We start from the raw sequence: 19,225 nt of genomic DNA on the forward strand, positions 1-19,225 counted from the left end.
TCCTACTATAACTTTCCTACGCTTCAGTATATCCGCTTTTTGCTCCTTTTGAAAACCCTTGTCTTCCTGCGGCGTCGGTCTGAACGGAATGGTTGCCTTTCATCACAGGCATTCCCCTCATGAAGCCGACCGAAACCGACCACACTAACCTCATCATGGTCAAGGAGGAACGCTCTTATGGAGCCACTGACGGCGGAACAGCATGCCGGGCTTGCCAAGCTGCTGCTGGATGAAAAGCGGGATCTGGAGGAACGATTCTCCGCGAACGCCCACTTCGGACTCGGTGAATCGCTTGCCGAAGGAACATCCGAGCTGTCCAGCTATGACAACCACCCTGCCGATGTCGGCACGGAGATGTTTGAACGAGGCAAGGATCTTGCCTTAAATGAAGAAGCAGAAAAAGAATACCGCCGGGTTAACGACGCGCTTGAACGAATGGAGCAAGGAACCTACGGAACCTGCGTTCGCTGCGGACAACCGATCCCTTACGACCGGCTTGAAGCGCTGCCCGCTACCTCCTTCTGTTACGAGCATTCACCGGAGCGGGAAGTATCCAATCGCAGACCCATCGAGGAGGAGCTGCTCGATCCTCCCTTCGGTCGGACCAGCCTCGATGAGAAGTCGAAGGAAACGGAGTTTGACGGCGAAGACGCTTGGCAGATCGTCGAGCGTTGGGGCTCCTCCAACAGCCCCGCGTTTGCCGAGAATCCGGAAGTGGACGATTATGCGGACATGGCTGTGGAAGCCGACGAGAACGTCGGGTATGTGGAGGATCTGGAGAGTTTCCTCGCCACCGACATCTATGGCGATAACCTGCAGGTTATCCGCAACCGAGCGTATCGCGATTATATGCAGCAAGAGGAAGGAGAACCGCTTCTGGAGCCTGATGCAGTCCAATCGGAATGGGACTGAAGTGAAGCAATTGGGAAACAAGCCCGGAACGGCGGCGTCCGGGCTTGTTTGTCATTCGAACCTGTCAGTAATACCTTCCGGGCAATTTACCCAATACTCTGGCAGAGAATCTCTTTGGCATCCAACCCTCTGATCAATGATTCGTTCAACAGACTATTCATTTTGACCGATGGCGTGACGCTCTTCTCTTCGCTTCTCACGTTTCCAATCGCGCCTGAACAACCTCCACGATTTTGGCGATATAATCGCCGATGACGGGAAGATTCAGCGCTCCGAGCAGCTGCAGAACATAGAGAATCGTCGACGTAAAGACCGTCAACCCGATGGCGATTCCGACTCCTCGGGCAATGCCGCCGAGCATGTTATTGAAGATCAGCCGCCACGGCTTGTTCATCAGTTGAATGTAATCACCGATTTGCACTCTCTCGAGATCCACCGCAATCTGATCGATCTTCCGTTTGACTTCCTCCAACACTTCCCTGTCATACTCACCCAGTTGTTCCTTCAAACGGATCACTCCCAGCATCTCGGCTCTAGCTTCTCCCGAAACGGGTTATTCCGTTTCCGGGAGGGAGCTTACCACATCATGGCAGCGAGAGCACAGTGTCGGATGTTCTTCATGGGTCCCGACCTCCGGCGTCACGATCCAGCAGCGCTCGCATTTGTCTCCGTCCGCCGGGGTAACCTCAACCGCCAACGTTTTGAACACGGCCGCTTGCTCGGGCCGCTCTGCTCCTGCCGGATGAAGCGTCACCTCGGATACGATGAATAGCTGATCGAGCCGATCGAAGCCGGCGAGCAGCTCATGCGTCTTGGCATCCGGATACAGCTGGACGGCGGCGCTGAGCGAATTGCCGAACACCTTGGCGTTTCGGGCATCCTCCAACGCGCGGAAGACATCTTCACGCACGGCGATGAATGCCTCCCAGCGGGCTTCCAGCGCCGGATCATACACTCCGGTGTCCACCTCAGGCATATCCGTCAGTTGGACGCTGAGTTCTTCCACTCCGGGAATCCATTTCCACACCTCATCCGCCGTATGGGGGAGGACGGGGGCGATTAATTTAGTTATTGCCCCAAGCGCTTTATATAATACGGTTTGAGCCGCCTTGCGCGCTGGGTCATCAGGAGCGCTCGCATAGAGGCGGTCCTTCGTGATGTCCAAATAGAAGGCGCTCATCTCCACGGCGCAGAAGTGATGCACCGCTTGATAGACGACATGAAATTCATACGCTTCATAAGCCGCGCGTACCCGCTCCATGAGCCGATTCAACCGGATGAGCGCATAGCGGTCCAGCTCATTCATCCGCTCGATCGGTACGCAGTCGTGAGCAGGATCGAAGCCGCCGAGATTGCTGAGCAAAAACCGCAGCGTGTTGCGGATCTTGCGATAAACCTCGGCCGTCTGCGTCAGGATGCCGTCGGAAATACGCTGATCGGCCTGATAGTCCACTGAGGCTACCCACAAGCGGAGGATATCGGCGCCGAGCTTGCCTGCGACCTGGTTCGGGTCGATGGTGTTGCCGAGTGACTTGGACATCTTGCGTCCTTCGCCGTCGAGGGTAAAGCCGTGGCTCAGGATCGCCTTGTACGGTGCCTGGCCATAGACGGCTGTTCCGGTGCTGAGCGAAGAGTTGTACCAGCCGCGGTATTGGTCGGAGCCTTCCAGGTACAGATCCGCCGGCCAGGCCAACTCGGGGCGCTGCTTCAGGACAGCAGCGTGACTTGAGCCGGAATCGAACCAGACATCCATGATGTCCGTCTCCTTGCGGAAATCCGTATGGCCGCAAGCCGGACAAGCGGAGCCTTCCGGTAGAAGCTCGGACGCTTCCCGGGTAAACCATGCGTTCGAGCCTTCTTCCGCGAAGCGGTTCGCTACCCGATCGATGGTCTCTTCCGTCACATAGGGCTCGCCGCAGGCCGTGCAGTAGAAGATCGGAATCGGCACTCCCCACGCCCGCTGACGGGAGATGCACCAGTCTCCCCGGTCCGCGATCATGTTGTGCAGCCGCACTTCTCCCCATTCCGGCGTCCAGTGAGTCTTCTTGATTTCTTCCAGCATCGCATCGCGGAACTTGGCCACGGAAGCAAACCACTGTTCCGTTGCGCGGTAGATGACCGGCTTCTTCGTACGCCAGTCATGTGCGTACTGGTGAACGATGGTCCCTTGCTTCAAGAGATGCCCCGAGGCGGCGAGGCGCTCGATGATCGGTTCGTTCGCTTTCTCGTAATACATTCCCTCATAACCGGGCGCATCCTTGGTGAACTTCCCTTGATCGTCGATGGGAGCGAGTACGCCGATCTGGTACTTTTGCCCGACGATGAAGTCATCCTCGCCATGGCCCGGAGCGGTGTGAACGCAGCCCGTGCCTGCCTCCAGCGTCACATGCTCGCCCAGGATGACCAAGGAATCCCGTTCATAGAACGGATGGCGGCACACGGTATATTCCAGCTCGCTCCCTTTCCGCAGAGCAACGGTCTTATAATCACTCCAACCGATTTCTTTGGCGGCGGCAGCGAGCAGCCCTTCCGCCACCACATAATGCTTATCGCCGACTGCGACTACTGCATAATCGTAATCGGGATGAAGCGAAATGCCCAGGTTGGCGGGAAGCGTCCAGGGCGTGGTAGTCCAGATCACGAATGCGGTGTTCTCCGGCAGTTTGCCTTTGCCATTCTTCACATCGAAAGCCACGTAGATCGAAGGCGACGTCTTCTCGCGGTACTCAATCTCCGCTTCCGCCAAAGCGCTCTCGGAGGATGGTGACCAGTAAACCGGCTTTAGGCCTTTGTAGATATACCCTTTGTTGACCATATCGCCGAATACGCGAATTTGCGCCGCTTCGTACTCGGGCTTCAGCGTGATATACGGATGCTCCCAATCGCCGCGGATTCCGAGACGGCGGAACTGGCCCTTTTGCCGTTCAACCCAGGAGAGAGCGTATTCCTTGCACGCTTCGCGGAAATCGGAGACGCTCATCTTCTTCCGGTCCGCCTTGCCGCTGTTGGCTATCGCTTGCTCGATAGGCAGCCCGTGGGTGTCCCACCCCGGAACATAAGGGGCGTTGTAACCCGTCATCGACTTGTAGCGGACGATAAAATCCTTCAGCACCTTGTTCAAGGCGTGCCCGATGTGAATGTCTCCATTCGCATACGGGGGACCGTCATGCAAAATATAGGTAGGCCGATCCTGGTTTCGTTCCTGAACGAGCCGATAGATGTCCACTTCATCCCACCAAGCCTGCAGCTTCGGCTCCGCCTGTGGCAGGTTGCCGCGCATCGGGAACCCCGTCTCCGGCAGATTGAGGGTTTTATTGTATTCCATACGCCACTCTCTCCTTTTTCTCAAACCTGGTCATTAAAATAAAAAAACTCCCGCCCACCAAGGGGCGAGAGATTCTCGCGGTACCACCCTCGTGAATCCGGGCAGGCCGATAGAAGCCTCTGGATTCGCTTGGAGATCGATAACGGGATCAGCCGATGCTCTTTACTTCGAAGTGTGGTTCAAGAGAATGCTCCGGGCGGATATTCCGGCGGCTGCCTGGGGTTAGGCTCGCACCACTCCCTAACTCGCTGACCCTGCATGATCGCCGTACTGGTGCCCATCTTCGTTTTCCGATATGGGATTCTGTTTGGAGTATAGCGGATAATGGAAACGCCGTCAATGAACGGGCGAGAAGCTGTCCGTGGAGTCATCTCCCGGAACGTTGATCCGAAGGCTCCATGTTCAGCGAGCTTGTTTGCAATAGGCTCAGCGGTTCTCCCGGCGAAATACCGAAGGCGGGGACCCATGGCGCTCGGAAAAGCGCTTGGCAAAATACGAAGGCTCCTCAAACCCGACCGAATAAGCGACGGTCTCAATCGGCAGGTCGGTATGAACCAGCAGGTGCACCGCCTGTTCCAGCCGATATCGCGTGATGAATTCATACGGCGGAACGCCGACCCATGCCTGAAACCGTTTGGTGAAGTAGGAGCGCTCCAATCCCACGTGCCGGGCCAGCATCGAAACCGTGAGCTTGCGCTGATAATGGGCTCGGATGAAATTGACGGCTTCCATCGCCGTCTCTTCTCCATTGGTGCCGTCGGTCGAGCCGCTTCGGTTAGCGGCAACGAGTTGATCCCCTTTTTCCATATAATGCGCAAGAAGTTCCAGCATGAGTCCCGTGCAAGCTAATTCATCGGCAAGCTGCCGGCCCGCGCTTCGTTCGATCAGCTTATCAAAGCATCGGGCGAGAGCTTCCTGCTTCAAGCCGGATAGAAGGGGAGCTCGCTCCGAAAACCCGGCCCTACGTAAATAGTCTTCCACATGTTCTCCTTCGAACCCCGCCCAGTAGTATTCCCATGGATCGTCTTCATCCGCTCGATACAAGACAGGCAGGTTGGGAAAGACGCAGAAGCTTTCCCCTTCCCGAACGCGTGAGGAGCACATTCCGGGAATCGTCATGGTTCCCTTCCCTTTCACGACATGGTGAAGCAAAAAGTGTCCCCGCATTCCTGGACCCCAGCCATGTCCTGGCTCGCATCCCTCGTGGCCGCAATAGAGGAGGCGGACTCCCTTTTCCAGCCGATTGGTCAAAAAATGCTCCGTAAAGGCCCCCATGCCGCCTCTCCTCTCCCGGTACTCCATGTCTGAGAACCTTTATACAAATGATTCGATCGCGAACCGTCCCGAACGATGAAGCGTCTTGGGTTAATCATAATCAAGCTGTCCAAAGGTTTCAAACCTTCTTTTTTCTGGGGCTGACTTCGTATAGAAGCGGCACAGGTGGAATCGACCGGTCGCACACAAAGCTATCCAAACTCAACACAAACCTGCCTTCTCCCTTTACCCGCGATTTTTTATAGTGAATGGGAAGCCTGTTTCGTTTCTAGAGCCAAGTAGGAGAGGAGATATCCCATGTCCTTATCTATCCAGCCACTAGCCGTCGACGCCGGTGGCATATCCGTCCACCTTGCCGGTGCGCCCGATTCATTGAATCCGGTAATCACGACTCAAGAAGAAGTACCCGGTGTCTATCGGATCTCGATCGCTCTTCGTTCCGAAGAAGCCGAGGTTTATCCGGCTCTACGCCTATCGTGGAGTTTCCCCGCCATGGATATCCACGGCCTCTGGCATCCAACTGCGGGCCGCAACCGCAGTCTGCCGCCTGATTGGTCAAACGGCTTTCCTTCGATGGCCGCTTATTCCGCTCCGGTTGTCTGCTTGTTCAACAATCGAGGAGCGAATCGGCTGACCTTCGCTTTCTCGGACGTGTTGAATTCGACAACGCTGCAAGCCGGTGTCCATGAGGAGTCCGCCCACTTCCATTGCTCCGTGATCCTGTTCGAGGAACCCGGACCAAAACAGAAGCATTACGAAGCGGAGCTGCGCTTGGACACGCGGACCGTTCCCTATGCGGACGCTCTTCATTCCGTCGGCGCTTGGTGGAGCTCCTTGCCGGGCTGCGAAGCCTCTCCCGTTCCCGATGCGGCTCGCGAGCCGATGTACTCCACCTGGTACAGCTTTCATCAGGAGCTCTCTCCGGTAGCCGTCGAGGAACAAGGCAAGCTCGCTCAGGAGCTTGGCTGTCGATCGGTCATCGTGGACGACGGATGGCAAACCTCGGATCAGAATCGGGGGTATGCCTATTGCGGAGACTGGCGGGTGAGCCCAGACAAAATTCCCGATATGCGAGCTCATGTCGAACGAGTTCATGAGCTCGGAATGAACTATCTGCTCTGGTATTCGGTCCCGTTCATCGGAAGAAACAGCGCCGCCTGGGAGGCGTTCCGGGATAAGCTGCTCGATTACAACGAGTCGATGGCAGCGGGCGTACTCGATCCGCGATATCCCGAGGTTCGGGAGTACCTCATCCGGTTATACGAACGTGCGTTGATCGATTGGAACCTGGATGGATTCAAGCTGGACTTCATGGACATGTTCAAGGAACCGGCAAATGGGGGTTATCACCTGCCGGACGGCACACTTGTCAACAGCTCAGCCGGTCGCGACGGGAAGGATACACCGTCGGTTCCGGAAGCGGTCGAACGCCTGCTCGAGGGGATCCATGTAAGCCTTGGCCGGATCAAACCGGATGTTCTGATCGAATTCCGCCAGAATTACATCGGGCCGCTGATGCGTAAATACGGCAACATGTTCCGTGCCGCCGATTGTCCGTATGACGGCATCGAGAATCGACTGCACACGATTGATCTGCGGTTGCTTGCCGGCAACACGGCGGTTCACTCCGATATGCTCATGTGGAATCTGGAGGAAACACCCGAGTGCGCTGCTTTACAGCTTCTCAACGTCCTGTTTTCCGTGCCTCAGATCTCCGTACGGCTCGACCTTCTTCCAGAATCTCATCGGATGATGCTGGCCTTCTGGCTCGGTTTCTGGAGAGAGAACCGCGATGTGCTGCTGGACGGCCGGTTGGAGCCGCAGCACCCGGAGCTTCTTTACCCCCTTGTCGTTTCGAGGACAGCTGACAAGCTGCTGGCCGCTTTCTACCAAGACGTCATCCTGCGGCTAGACGAGCCGCTGCCGCCTCGACTCTTGGTGGTCAATGGAACGCTTCTGGATCGATTGGTTTTCGAGACCTCTGGCTCGGAGGGGCCGATTCGTCTGGAAGTACGCAACTGCATGGGAGACCTCGTACGGGATGAAGTCGTCACGATTACGCCCGGTCTGCACCGACTTGCCATTCCACCTGCCGGCTGTGCCGTGTGGCATCGATAACGCATCGGCAACGCTCACTTCTCACTTCCGCTTCAAGAAGAGATTCCAACGTCAAAAAAGCGACCGGGCAACCGGTCGCTTTAACGATCAAATAGAGGTTCCTAATGTTCCTGCAAGGGCTAGGGTTACACGCCTTAGTTGGACGATTCGAGAGCATCCCAGCTGTCCCCGCTCACCAGCTCAAGCTGAGCTTCAAGCAAGGTGCGGAAGCGAGTCCGATAGATGGAAGCCTGCTTCTTCAGCTCTTCAATCTCAAGCGAGATCTTGCCGGATTTCACAAGCGCCTCGTTGATGATGCGGTCGGCATTCTTCTCCGCTTCCCGAATGGTGAGCTGCGCTTCCTTCTTCGCATTCGTCTTCACTTCATCGGCAGCTTCCTGGGCGACGATAATCGTCTTGCTTAGGCTCTCCTCAATGTTCTGGAAGTGATCGAGCCGCTCCTGCAGATTAGCCATCTGCGCATGCAATTCCTTGTTCTCCCGGATAATGGCTTCATAATCCTTGATGACAAGGTCCAGAAACTCGTTGACTTCATCCTGGTCGTATCCGCGTCCGATGCGAGTCTTAAACTCTTTGTTATGTATGTCCAATGGCGACAGCGGCATTGGCGCACCTCCACTTTAGGTAAATTCTACTTATCCGTTAACAAGAACTATTCGACGGTTACAGGGCAATTCCTGCATAAACCGACGTTCTTTTTTGGGATTAAATGAATTTACCAACTTTGACGCGGAAGCGCTCCTTCTTGGTCGGTTCGGCGGACAGGATGCGAAAGCGTCCGAAGCCTTGCACGGAAACCGTATCGCCGGCCTTCAGCGGCTTGCTCGGGTCCTCTTCCGTCTTCCAATTCACCCGGCAGCGCCCGGCTTGAATCGGTAGCTGCGCTTTGGCCCGGCTGAGGCGGCAGACATCGCTGACGATGCCATCCAGACGCATGGAAGCAACGGACAGCGTCATCTCCTCCAGCTGGGTCCGGACGATCTGCAGCTCATTCAGAGGGAGAATATCCGTCAGCACGTGAATTCGTCCCACCTGCCGAAGCTGGAGATTCAGAAAATCAGCGATCTCGGCAGCGACTAGCACATGGCAGCCGTCAGGCCGGACATGGAAATCCCCGACCTTCTCCCGCTTGATGCCAAGTCCAAGCAGAGCTCCCATGTAATCGCCATGATCTAAGGAAGCGATGCGATCATCGGCCGAGGTCACCGCCAGGATGGTGATTCCCGCATCTTCCGCTTCGGGGTCCCGATAATCGGGTACAAGTACCGCCCGTTTACGCTCCGCTTCGGGATATCCCCCGTTAAAATGAAGAGCGGCTTGTCCGCTATACCGGTTCGCCAGCGACTGTACGATCTCCGCTTGACGCGGATCGAGAAAATCAGTCACCTTGACGGTATGGCGCTCGGCCGCTCGTTCGATCCATTCCTCTGCTTTATCGGCAAAACCGCGCTCATCGGGATGAAAATGATTCAGCCAGTCTCTCGTCATAGCAAGATCACAACCATCGAGCTATATAGACGATGATGCCGATTATGCCTTGATAGATGAACCAAAGCGCGAAGATGGCCAGCATCGGCGAGATATCGATCATGCCTCCGATCGGAGGGATCAGCTTGCGAAAGGGCTTCAAGTAAGGCTCGACGATCTTGCCGAGGATCTCACCAACCCGGCTCTCGCGAACATTCGGGAGCCAAGACATCAGAATATAGGCGATGATCAGAAAGCTGTAGATTTGATAGGCATAGCCCAGCAAATTGACTATCGTGTAAAGTGCCAAACCCGTCACCTCTGTTAGTTATAATGTTCTTCTCCGGTCATCTCCTTGATCGTGCCTTGGATCTCCACCGAATCGGGCGTGCACAGGAAGATCTGCGGGCCGATTTTGGAGATATTGCCGTTCAGCGCATAGACGGTGCCGCTGAGAAAATCGACAATGCGCATCGCCTGATCGGGACGGACTCGCTGCAGGTTCACGATGACAGGTCGCCGGTTGCGCAAATGGTCGGCGATTTCCTGGGTATCGTCGTAGTTGTGAGGCTCATTCAGCACGACACGAACGTTCTTTTGCGAATGAATGCTGACGACATTACTTTTGATCTTACGTTGCTCGAACGGATTGGTTTCAAAATCTTCCGTCTCTTCTTGGTCGTATTCTTTGTCTTGAGCGCCCTCTTCCTCTTCCTTAAGCCCGAGGAAGTTCAGAACCCGATTCATGACTCCCATGCCGGTACCTCCTTATGGTTGGCTGTGAAGGAGCACCGATCCAAGGCGTACGAGGGTCGCTCCTTCTTCAATGGCCACTTCGAAATCGTTGGACATTCCCATGGACAGTCCTTGTACAGGATAAGGGAAAACAGCAGCACGGTTCAATTCATCGCGCAATTCTCTCAGACCCCGGAAGACCGGACGGGTTTCCTCTGGCTCCGCCTCGTAGGGAGCCATCGTCATGAGCCCTTGTACAGCCAAGCCCGGCAGCCCCCGAATCCCTTCAGCAAAAGGCAGAAGCTCCTTCGGCGCAAGTCCATATTTCGATTCTTCTCCCGATACGTTCACTTGCAGAAATACCTTAACCGTTGTTTCCCGTTCCACGGCTTTCCGGCTGATCTCCTCCGCGAGAGAAAGCCTGTCCACGGAATGGATATAAGGAAACCTTCCTACGACATCCTTGACCTTGTTCGTCTGGAGATGGCCGATGAAGTGCCAAATGGCCTGATCCTGAATGGCTTCCCATTTCTCCTTGGCATCCTGCCAGCGATTTTCTCCAAGATGGCGAAATCCGGCATTCAGAATCTCCAGGGTAGGCTCCAGAGAAACATATTTGGTGACCGCAACGATCTGTACCTCTTCGCGCTTCCGGCCGGCTTTGGCGCATGCCGCCGTCACCCGCCGCTCCACGTCCGCAATTCGTTCATTCAACATGAGCCTTCATAACCCTCCGATGATGGCCTTCCGCTCGGCTTCAATCCAATCCATGCCTGCATGCGGCCGGTTTGGCCGCCTTCTCGGCGATAGGAGTATAGCAAGTCGGTCGTACAGCTTGTGCATCTTCCAGTGACTTCGATAGAAGCTGGGAAAATTCCTGCTTTTATCATAATTTGTCGGTTCACTTGTTGCAAGTCCAGCTTGTATTTGCCGCTGCCGATAGCCGTGTAATATCGATCCGATTCTTCCCCGCACAGGTCTCCATCTGGTCCGGCAAGCGCTTCGCGGATGGGACCGATCACCCCGTCATCCACCTCGTAACAGCATTTTCCGATGGATGGACCAATCGCCGCTTGGATATCGCTGGGAGAAGATCCGAACTCGTGCTCCATCGCTTCGATAGTCTTGGCGGCAATACATGCCGCCGTCCCCTTCCAGCCCGCATGCGCCAGCCCGATCGAGCCGGTCACAGGATCGAAGAAATAGAGTGGAACGCAATCCGCAAACAAAGCCGCTAAGACGATGCCAGGCGTATTCGTAATAAAAGCATCCGTAGCGCGCAGTTCCGTCTCCCGCTCCCGCGTTCCCCTTCCCCTATCCGTTGGGCCGACCAACGCCACGGTGCTTCCATGCACCTGCTCCCCGTATACCCAATGATCCAAATCGCTGTTCAACGCTTGCGCAACCGCTGTCCGGTTCGCGGTCACATCCGCCGGGAGATCCCCTACATGCAGGCCGCAATTCAGTGTCCCGAACGGCTCGCGGCTCTTCCCGCCGATTCGAGAGGTCATTCCAAGAGTCAGCTGAGGATAACGATCCATCCAGCTTTTCACGCGGAACAAGCCCGGGCCTTCCGCTTCCGCTTCATACTGAAAGGATTCCAAGATCGTTCCCCTCCTTCTTGCAAGTTTACCATAAGAGAAGAGGGAATGCCCGATGCTTCGATAAAAAATGGTCCGTTCACACTAGCAAGCGGGGTTCATCAGCGCCTGCTTCCTCGACTGCTACTCCCGGGTATCCCGTTCTCTCATCTCGCGGCTCCGACTATCCCTCTCCCGGTTATCCCGTTCTCGAGCCTCTCTTTCACGAGCGGGACGGATATAGTCGGATGATGCTTCCTCCTCCGTCGGCCGATAGATCCGTTCGTCCAGACGAACAAGAATGACGTCCATTCCGATCTTCACGATGTTCCGCCATGGGATGATGACGTCCGTATTGCCGCCGAAGAAGCCGAAGAAGCGCGAATGGCTCGGAACGACGACCGCTTCGATTCGGCCGTGCCGCAGGTCCAGCTCCAAATCGCTGACTTGTCCGAGCTTTTTGCCATCTACGATGTTGATCACGTCCTTGGATTGAAAATCCGATATCTTCACCCGAACTTCCGCCTCCCCTTGCACTGGGCTTGTTATTACTAACTATATGTCCCGGCTAGCCCAGTCGTGCCTTCTTGGGGAAAAACAGGAGAAACCATTTCGACCCGCCATCCGTCATTCGCAATCCGCGTGGAAAACACGCTCCAGGTGGAATCAGTCGCCGGACCACAACATACCTTCTTACCAAGGCGGGTGATCCATCAACCGATTGGATGGTCGCAGGTCGCAGAACGAAAAAACAAGCAGCCGGGCGTTGGCGCCCTGAACCGCTTGTTTTCCTCACGCCGCTTCGCGGCTGAAGCATTAGGATTTCACATGTTTCTGCATCTGAGAGATGGCCGACTTCTCAAGACGCGACACTTGGGCTTGCGAAATACCGATTTCCTCCGCTACCTCCATCTGGGTTTTTCCGTCGTAATAGCGCATGGACAGGATCATCTTTTCCCGTTCGTTCAGCTTGTGCATGCCTTCCCTCAGAGCGATTTCCTCAATCCAGGTGACATCCCGGTTGCGTTCGTCACTGATCTGATCCATGACAAAGATCGGGTCTCCTCCGTCATGATAGATGGGTTCGAATAAAGAGACCGGGTCCTGGATCGCATCCAGGGCGAATACGACATCCTCTTTGGCGAGGTTGAGCGCTTCTGATATTTCGTAAACGGAAGGCTCGCGGGAATTTTTGTTGGTCAGATTGTCCCTTACCTGCAAGGCCTTGTAGGCGATATCCCGCAGGGAGCGGGATACCCGGATCGGGTTATTGTCTCGCAGATACCGGCGGATTTCGCCGATGATCATCGGGACCGCATAGGTGGAGAACTTCACGTTTTGTCCGAGGTCAAAGTTGTCGATGGCCTTCATCAAGCCAATGCAGCCGACCTGGAACAGATCATCCACGAATTCGCCGCGGTTGTTGAACCGTTGAATCACGCTAAGCACGAGCCGAAGGTTGCCATTCACCAGCTTTTCCCGGGCAGACCGGTCATTCTGGGTTTGCAGCTGGGTGAAGAGCTCGCGCATCTCCGTATTGGTCAGCACCGGCAGCTTGGAAGTGTCAACGCCACAGATTTCGACTTTGTTGCGGGTCATAAGCGAATACCTCCCAAGGAGAACATTACTGTTCAGTATCTCCCGGGAAGGGCATTTTATGCGGTTCATCCAGGTTCTGGAAAGCGAACGAAATCAGGTGAAAAGGCGGTGCGGATCACCAGGCGCTTTCTCCTTCATACCATCTTGTTGAATTCCTTGCGCAGCCGCTTGATGATGCGTTTCTCCAAGCGGGAAATGTAGGACTGCGAAATGCCGAGCAGATCCGCCACATCCTTCTGGGTCTTCTCTTCTCCGTCCGTCAGCCCGAAGCGCAGCTCCATGATGGTCCGCTCCCGATCCGAAAGCTTCTCAAGCGCTTTGTGGAGCAGCTTGCGGTCCACTTGCTCCTCGATGTTGCGGTAGATGGTGTCGTTCTCCGTTCCGAGGACATCCGACAGCAGGAGCTCATTGCCGTCCCAGTCGATATTAAGAGGTTCATCGAACGAAACCTCCGTCCGCACTTTGCTGTTGCGGCGCAGATACATGAGGATCTCATTCTCGATGCACCTCGAGGCATAGGTGGCAAGCTTGATCTTCTTTTCCGGATCGAACGTATTCACGGCTTTAATCAAGCCGATCGCGCCGATGGAGACAAGATCCTCGATGTTGATGCCCGTATTTTCGAACTTGCGGGCGATATAAACGACAAGCCGCAGGTTGCGCTCGATCAGCATGGCGCGGATCGCCGCGTCGCCGCTCGGCAGCTTTTGCAGCAAATATTCCTCTTCTTCCCTCGTTAAGGGAGGCGGCAAAGCCTCGCTGCCCCCAATATAATAGATTTCATTCGATTTCAATCCGAGCAGCAGCAAAAGACGGTAGTAGTTCAACAACAGCTGCATTTTCCACTTCAACAGCATAGCAGTTTCCTCCCGTAGTATAGTGATGGAATAGTGATGGATGGAGCGATGAGCGGTACGGAATGAATGCCAGCCCCATACCGGCATTCGGTTACGACCGACCCGGGAGCCGATCGAGCGGATGAGCAACGTTCGAATCGTTCATGCCTCCAGCAGCATCGGATGAATGATCGCCCGGTAAGAGCCGTCCGCGCTCAACTTCCCCCCGTCCAAGCCAACAAGAACTCGGGCGGTCTCCCAATCTTGATCCTGATAGCGCACGACAACTCGATCCGGCTTCAGAGCGAGCAAAAACTGGGTTCCCCGGTTCACGCCGCGATACGGAACGAGACGCAGCCGATCCTGCCAAGGAAAATCGCCTTCTCCGATAGCGGAAATGATCCGGTCCGCTTCCGAGGATCGAATTCGCTTCAGCCAGGCTTCGGGGATGACCTCCGACCATTCCGCCGCTTCGATGATCATCACGGGAATGCGCGTCAGCGGGTCATACAACTGATTGCCCGTATCCACCAGCCCCATGCAGCGATAGGAATGCCCGCCGAGCTCGACCTGAACTTCTGCTAGATGCGAGTCTACCTGCTGCCGGATTCGCGCGGACTGAAAGATGCGGTAGAACAACCAGAGAAAAAAACAAAGCAAAACCCCAAGCAGCCCGGATGAGAACGACATCCCTCCAAGCCGGGAGAATAAAATGCCGTTCATAAGATCATCCGACGACAGCATGACATAGGATAAAGCGAATACACCGCCGGCAACCGCAAAATTCACCAGATAGAACGTCCCCAGATGACGGAGGTACCGGCCGAGCCCTCCGTAGCCGAATGCGATCCCAATCATCGCAAGCGAAATCATCGCCTTGACTGCAAACGAATAGAGGAAGGAAACGCTTGGGAAGACGATCAGCACAACGTACAAAGCGCCGAGTGCGGCAGCCGCTAGCAGGCGCCAAAGCCGATAAGCGGATTTCATGGTCCAGGCGGTGACCAGAAGCAAGGCTCCGTCAATCAGAAGATTGATCAGGAAAAGCAGATCGACATAGACGACCACGACCATCCTTCCCCGCTGTGCAGGATGAACCTAGTATAAGCCAGCCCCCCCTCAAAGTCTGTCTGAATATGCCGCGCGTCCGGCTGTTTTTTTGTCGAGACTCCGCTCTTCGAAATTGACATAAGGTTGACCTTCCGTTGATCTCCAGCGTACGGAAGCCAGGTATCCTGATCATGAACCCACTCGAGGAGGTGAAGAGGAAGATGTACTACGAGGAGGACCGTGAGCCGTATGTGGAACCGTATGTGGAGCCGGATTATCCTGCCGGTGCAGATTCGGAAGATGAGCTGCTGGGATGATAACCGGCCATACAAGCAGAAAGCCCGCCCGACCGCTGCTTCAGAACCTGACTATCCACACGCATCTCCCCAGCTCCACCAAGCAAGAACAAGGCTGCCGATTCGTCACGAACGATGACGAAGGGCAGCCTTGTTGGTTTATCGATCTTAATCAAGCAAGCTGGATTTCGTTAATTCAACTCAACAGCTGTCGTTCCACTGGATTCCGACGCATTACCGGACGCATCCTGTGCAACGACTGTAAAAACGTGAGAACCCGGCGAAAGCCCCAAGACCGTGAAGGAAGTCGTCTTCGTAGTCCCGATCTCCAGCCCATTGTCATAGATGACATATCGGGTGACCCCGTTCGCATCGGAGGCGGCCGACCAGACTACCTGCACCGAACCAGCTTGCAGGACGGAAGCTGACGGCGTTCCGGGAGCAGTCGGAGCGGTCGTGTCCTGAACAATGAGCTGAACGTCGTCCAAATACCCTTCCGCCGAGCCTCCATTGGCAAACTTGATGCCGATCCAGGAGACGGCAGCCGAGGTCGTAAATGTAACCGACTTGAATTCAAATTCGGCTCCGGTAAAGGTGAGCGAAGGAACGCTCAGTCCCTGCACATACAGGTTCGGACTGCCTCCCACCGTCGCTTTTCCCCAGGCGCTCAGCGTATAGGTCGTGTTCGGGAGCAGATTGCTTATCCCCTGCTGCCCATTGGCAGACGGATTTACCCGCAGCGAGGCATTGCCGGAATGATAGACTCCCGCCACAACCGTTGCATTCGACAAGCTCCAATTGCTGGCTCCCGACTCGAAGCCGGAGTTTTTCAGCAGATTGGGGCCGCTAGGAAGCGTGACGGTTTCAAGCGGTTGACTCGGGTCAGAGAGGTTCCACGATGTATCCTTTGCCCGGACTGTAAACGTATAGGGCGTATTCGCCGTCAGATTCGAAACGGCATAAGAGGGTTCCGCAGAGGAGCCGATACGGATGTTGTCCTGATAGATTTCGTACCCTTCCACGCCGCTATTGTCTGTAGATGCGTCCCAAGCCAAGCGAACGCCGGAATCTGTGAGCTGAGTGACTTGAAGATTCGCAGGAACGCTCGGCAGCTCAAATTCCGTCGCCGCGAGCTGCAGGGAAATATCGTCGATATAATACGGCGAGCCGACTCCTGCACCGTTGTAGATCTTGATTTGCAGCCAGCTCATATCGGGAGGGGTGAGGAACTTGAGCTCCTTGTACTCCCACTCCGTGGAAGTGAAGGTCAAGGAGCTGTTGACGCCGGAACCCCAAGCCTGAATGCTGGTCGATTGTCCGGCTGCGCCGGCCTTCCCCCAGGCGGACAGGGTATAGGCTTTGTTCGCTTGGAAGCCGGTGACCGCCTGCTGCCCGCCCTTGCCCGCTTCGACCTTGAGCGCCTTGGCTCCGCCGTGAACCGGGCTTGCGACCACGGAGCCGCTGTCCGCAGCGAAGCTCCAGCTCGTAAGATCCGCTTCGAACCCCGGATTCTTCATCAGCTCTTTCGGGTACGTGTTGGTTGTGACGGATAAGCGATTGCTGGACGTTGAAAAATGTCCCTCGGCATCCTTCGCTTTCACCGTGAAGGTGTAGGCGGTGTTCGCGGTCAGCCCCGTCACCTTGAAGCTGAACGTTCCGCTCGAAACGGTTCCGAGCTTCTCCGAATTGTTCTTGTAGACGGTATACGATTCGATGCCGACATGATCCGTCGACGCTCCCCACGCGAGATCGATTTCCTTGTCGTCGATCGCCATAGCCGTCAGACCGGACGGCGGGGTTGGCGCTTCTCGATCGGCTCCGGCCGAAGAACCTGCCGGTTCGCCATAGAGAATGCCGGAGCCGTTGGTGCCAACGTAGACCCGTCCGAACACTTGCCGATCCGCACCCATGATATTGGGGTCATTGCCCGGAATGTAATCATCGGAGCTGATCTTGACCCAGCTTGTCCCCATGTCGTCGGAGCGGAATATGCCCTCCGTCCCGTTCACGGTTCCATAGACATAGACAGCCGGATTGGAGTGTCCTGGCGCATTCTTCCCGAAGGCGAACAGGAAAGCGCGGCTCACGGCGCTCAGCTTGGTGAAGGTCGTCCCGGCATTGCTGGATCGGTAGAGGCCTTGCTGGTCCAGACTGACCCAGACCTCCCCAGCTATGCCCGGTGCGGCGTAAACATTGTGGTTCTCTCCGTTAACGGGAAGGCTGGAATTGACTTGGGACCAATTCAATCCGGAATCGTCGCTGAGGTAAAACTTGCCGTTGTTGTACAGGTAGAACTTGGCTCCGTCCACTCGGTCCGAGGCGAGCGGCTGATTGTATTTGAAGATGCTGGAGCCGCCTCCGACAGCCCCGGAAGGCGCTCCAGTCGATGACGTCCACGTTACGCCCCGATCGGTCGATACCTGCGGTTTGGCATCATACCCCCTCGGAAGCCACACGATCGTCTCGCTGGTGGCGGATACCGCGACCCGCCCTCCAGATACGGTGGACCAGGGCTTACCGGTAAATTTCGTGTACGTCTGGCCTTGATCGGTGGAATATCCGCCGTCGCCGCTGCCCTGCCAGCCGTTCGTTCCGACCCGGACGACGAAGTTCGGATTGGATTCCTGGAAGTCGACGCCTGTAGTCAGCATGTACGTCAGTCCACTGTTGGTGTAGTAGGTTTTCTCCGGAGGAGCCACCAGAGATGTGTGCTCGAAGCCGCCGACGTCCGCGACTCCGCTGAACAGCTTGACATTGCCGCTCGGTGGACTGGTCAGGTTGCTTACGGTTACAATCTCTTCATGGCCCTTCGGATAGCTGACCCAGGTGGAGGGACTCGCCGTAATATCGTCTGTTCGCCAAGCATTGTACCAGTCGGTGTACCAAACCTGCTTGGAGTCAAACGGATTGATGACGATGGATGACGTTGCCGAGGACCAGTGCCAGCCCGGAGCCCAAGGAACGCTCTGGTCCTTGTGATACGGGACGACCGCCCAGGTTGCTCCGCCGTCGGTTGAGCGGTATATCGGGTTATTGTGTCCCCCGTTATTGGTCGCCGTCATCAAGACGGACGGATTGGTGGGATCGAGAGCAAGCGCCGTGTATCGGACGTTCGGGGAAGCGGCAGGCGTAATGTTCGACCAGGCAGAGGTCGACGCCGAATACTTGGCCACCCCTGCGGTGTGCGTCACATACAAGCTTCCGTCCGGGGCGATTGCGATGCGGATCGGCTTCACCGGACTTCCGTTCATCAGCGTCCAGGTGGCACCCGCATCGCTGCTCTTGTATAACCCGCTGTCCCAGGCTGCGGCATAGAGGATAGACGAGCTTGTCCCGCTCGTTCCAGACGCCCTGTCAAACGCGACGAAAGTAATTCCGGTAGGCGACGTTCCGGTCGAGGGGAACGCCGTCACCTTCGTCCAGGAACCCGGACTTGCCGCTGTCGTGCTTTTCCAAAGCCCGTCAAACCGGGACCCGAAGTAGACGATCGCGCTGTTGTTCGGATCGACGGCGATGCGTTCTCCGGCATCCCGGTTGTCCCCATTGCTGTTCATTCTTACATCCGCGGTTCCGTTCTTCAGCTCGGTGCGGGTCCACGTCTCCCCGCGGTCCGTCGATTTCAGGATATCGCTCGGCGTCCAGTAATCGTATTTACCGGCGGAGGCATACACCACATCCGGATCGGACGGGTCGATGGCGATGCTGTCTACGCCGTACAGGTTTTTCTCCGCCATGGTTACGTGATTGAGCAGCGGCACCCAGGAGCTGTCCGCTGCGTTCCACCGGTACATGCCTCCAACGTCGGTCTTGATATAATAGAGTCCCGGCTCCGCAGGATGAGCGATCATACCCGTGACATAACCGCCGCCGCCCATCGGTACGGTGCCCCACTCATAGGATGTATCCGCTTCCAAAACACCGGAGGAGGCGCCTGCCGCAGCCGCCCTTTCACCCGCAAAAGGAATACCGGCCGCCGCCAGGCAAATGATCAGGATTCCGATAACCACGTGTTGAATTCGCTTATTCATCGAG

Annotated in this window: 15 protein-coding genes, 1 pseudogene and 1 other annotated feature; of the genes and pseudogenes, 2 read left to right on the forward strand and 14 right to left on the reverse strand. The window is 55.9% G+C overall.

Features of this window, described 5'->3' with window-relative positions; translation table 11 throughout:
• Positions 1–177: 177 nt before the first annotated feature.
• Positions 178–912, forward strand: coding sequence for a TraR/DksA C4-type zinc finger protein (locus BN2684_RS08810; protein WP_058301808.1), 735 nt, complete (start codon positions 178–180; stop codon positions 910–912).
• A gap of 196 nt (positions 913–1,108) precedes the next feature.
• On the opposite strand, the gene BN2684_RS08815 is transcribed toward BN2684_RS08810, so the two are convergent.
• The 3 genes from BN2684_RS08815 to BN2684_RS08825 all read right to left on the reverse strand — a co-directional run bounded on the left by BN2684_RS08815 (position 1,109) and on the right by BN2684_RS08825 (position 5,512).
• Positions 1,109–1,420: a DUF5665 domain-containing protein gene (locus BN2684_RS08815; RefSeq protein ID WP_234340204.1), complete on the reverse strand. Its 312-nt coding sequence runs from the start codon at positions 1,418–1,420 to the stop codon at positions 1,109–1,111.
• A gap of 45 nt (positions 1,421–1,465) precedes the next feature.
• A complete protein-coding gene (gene ileS / locus BN2684_RS08820) occupies positions 1,466–4,237 on the reverse strand; it encodes an isoleucine--tRNA ligase (protein WP_058301810.1) in 2,772 nt (923 codons plus the stop codon).
• Positions 4,238–4,294: 57 nt separating this feature from the next.
• Positions 4,295–4,530 (reverse strand) — a binding site (T-box leader).
• 133 nt (positions 4,531–4,663) lie between these two features.
• Positions 4,664–5,512, reverse strand: a complete 849-nt coding sequence (locus tag BN2684_RS08825; protein ID WP_058301811.1) for an AraC family transcriptional regulator — start codon at positions 5,510–5,512, stop codon at positions 4,664–4,666.
• A 297-nt stretch (positions 5,513–5,809) separates the two neighbouring features.
• Here BN2684_RS08825 and BN2684_RS08830 point away from each other — a divergent pair, with 297 nt between their 5' ends.
• Positions 5,810–7,630 (forward strand): glycoside hydrolase family 36 protein, encoded by a 1,821-nt coding sequence (locus BN2684_RS08830; protein ID WP_058301812.1) that lies wholly within the window; start codon positions 5,810–5,812, stop codon positions 7,628–7,630.
• A gap of 134 nt (positions 7,631–7,764) precedes the next feature.
• Here BN2684_RS08830 and BN2684_RS08835 read toward each other — a convergent pair whose 3' ends face one another.
• The 11 genes and pseudogenes from BN2684_RS08835 to BN2684_RS08885 form a co-directional block, all read right to left on the reverse strand.
• Positions 7,765–8,235 (reverse strand): DivIVA domain-containing protein, encoded by a 471-nt coding sequence (locus tag BN2684_RS08835; protein WP_058301813.1) that lies wholly within the window; start codon positions 8,233–8,235, stop codon positions 7,765–7,767.
• Positions 8,236–8,335: 100 nt separating this feature from the next.
• Entirely contained in the window at positions 8,336–9,118 is a 783-nt protein-coding gene (locus BN2684_RS08840; RefSeq protein WP_058301814.1) for a YlmH family RNA-binding protein, read from the reverse strand.
• A gap of 7 nt (positions 9,119–9,125) precedes the next feature.
• The gene (locus BN2684_RS08845) at positions 9,126–9,407 is read right to left on the reverse strand and encodes a YggT family protein (protein ID WP_058302515.1); all 282 of its coding nucleotides are present in this window, start codon (positions 9,405–9,407) and stop codon (positions 9,126–9,128) included.
• Positions 9,408–9,421: 14 nt separating this feature from the next.
• Positions 9,422–9,853, reverse strand: a complete 432-nt coding sequence (locus tag BN2684_RS08850) for a cell division protein SepF (protein WP_058301815.1) — start codon at positions 9,851–9,853, stop codon at positions 9,422–9,424.
• A gap of 12 nt (positions 9,854–9,865) precedes the next feature.
• Complete coding sequence (locus tag BN2684_RS08855; protein WP_058301816.1) at positions 9,866–10,549, reverse strand: YggS family pyridoxal phosphate-dependent enzyme; 684 nt, start codon at positions 10,547–10,549, stop codon at positions 9,866–9,868.
• On the reverse strand, positions 10,543–11,436 hold the full coding sequence (gene pgeF / locus BN2684_RS08860; RefSeq protein WP_058301817.1) for a peptidoglycan editing factor PgeF: 894 nt from the start codon (positions 11,434–11,436) through the stop codon (positions 10,543–10,545). Before pgeF ends, BN2684_RS08855 begins: the two co-directional genes overlap by 7 nt.
• 222 nt (positions 11,437–11,658) lie before the next feature.
• A pseudogene (locus BN2684_RS08865) lies at positions 11,659–11,925 on the reverse strand (YlmC/YmxH family sporulation protein); the annotation flags it as partial.
• 303 nt (positions 11,926–12,228) lie between these two features.
• Positions 12,229–13,011 carry an RNA polymerase sporulation sigma factor SigG gene (sigG, locus tag BN2684_RS08870; protein ID WP_058301818.1) on the reverse strand — a complete coding sequence of 261 codons (783 nt, stop codon included), beginning with the start codon at positions 13,009–13,011 and terminating at the stop codon, positions 12,229–12,231.
• Between the two features lie 134 nt (positions 13,012–13,145).
• Positions 13,146–13,868, reverse strand: coding sequence for an RNA polymerase sporulation sigma factor SigE (sigE, locus tag BN2684_RS08875; RefSeq protein ID WP_058301819.1), 723 nt, complete (start codon positions 13,866–13,868; stop codon positions 13,146–13,148).
• Between the two features lie 141 nt (positions 13,869–14,009).
• The gene (gene spoIIGA / locus BN2684_RS08880) at positions 14,010–14,921 is read right to left on the reverse strand and encodes a sigma-E processing peptidase SpoIIGA (RefSeq protein WP_316245509.1); all 912 of its coding nucleotides are present in this window, start codon (positions 14,919–14,921) and stop codon (positions 14,010–14,012) included.
• 463 nt (positions 14,922–15,384) lie between these two features.
• Positions 15,385–19,221, reverse strand: a complete 3,837-nt coding sequence (locus BN2684_RS08885; RefSeq protein WP_058301821.1) for a fibronectin type III domain-containing protein — start codon at positions 19,219–19,221, stop codon at positions 15,385–15,387.
• Positions 19,222–19,225 lie beyond the last annotated feature (4 nt).

This window comes from Gorillibacterium timonense (assembly GCF_001457415.1).
In the GTDB taxonomy this organism is placed as follows: Bacteria; Bacillota; Bacilli; order Paenibacillales; family NBRC-103111; genus Gorillibacterium; species Gorillibacterium timonense.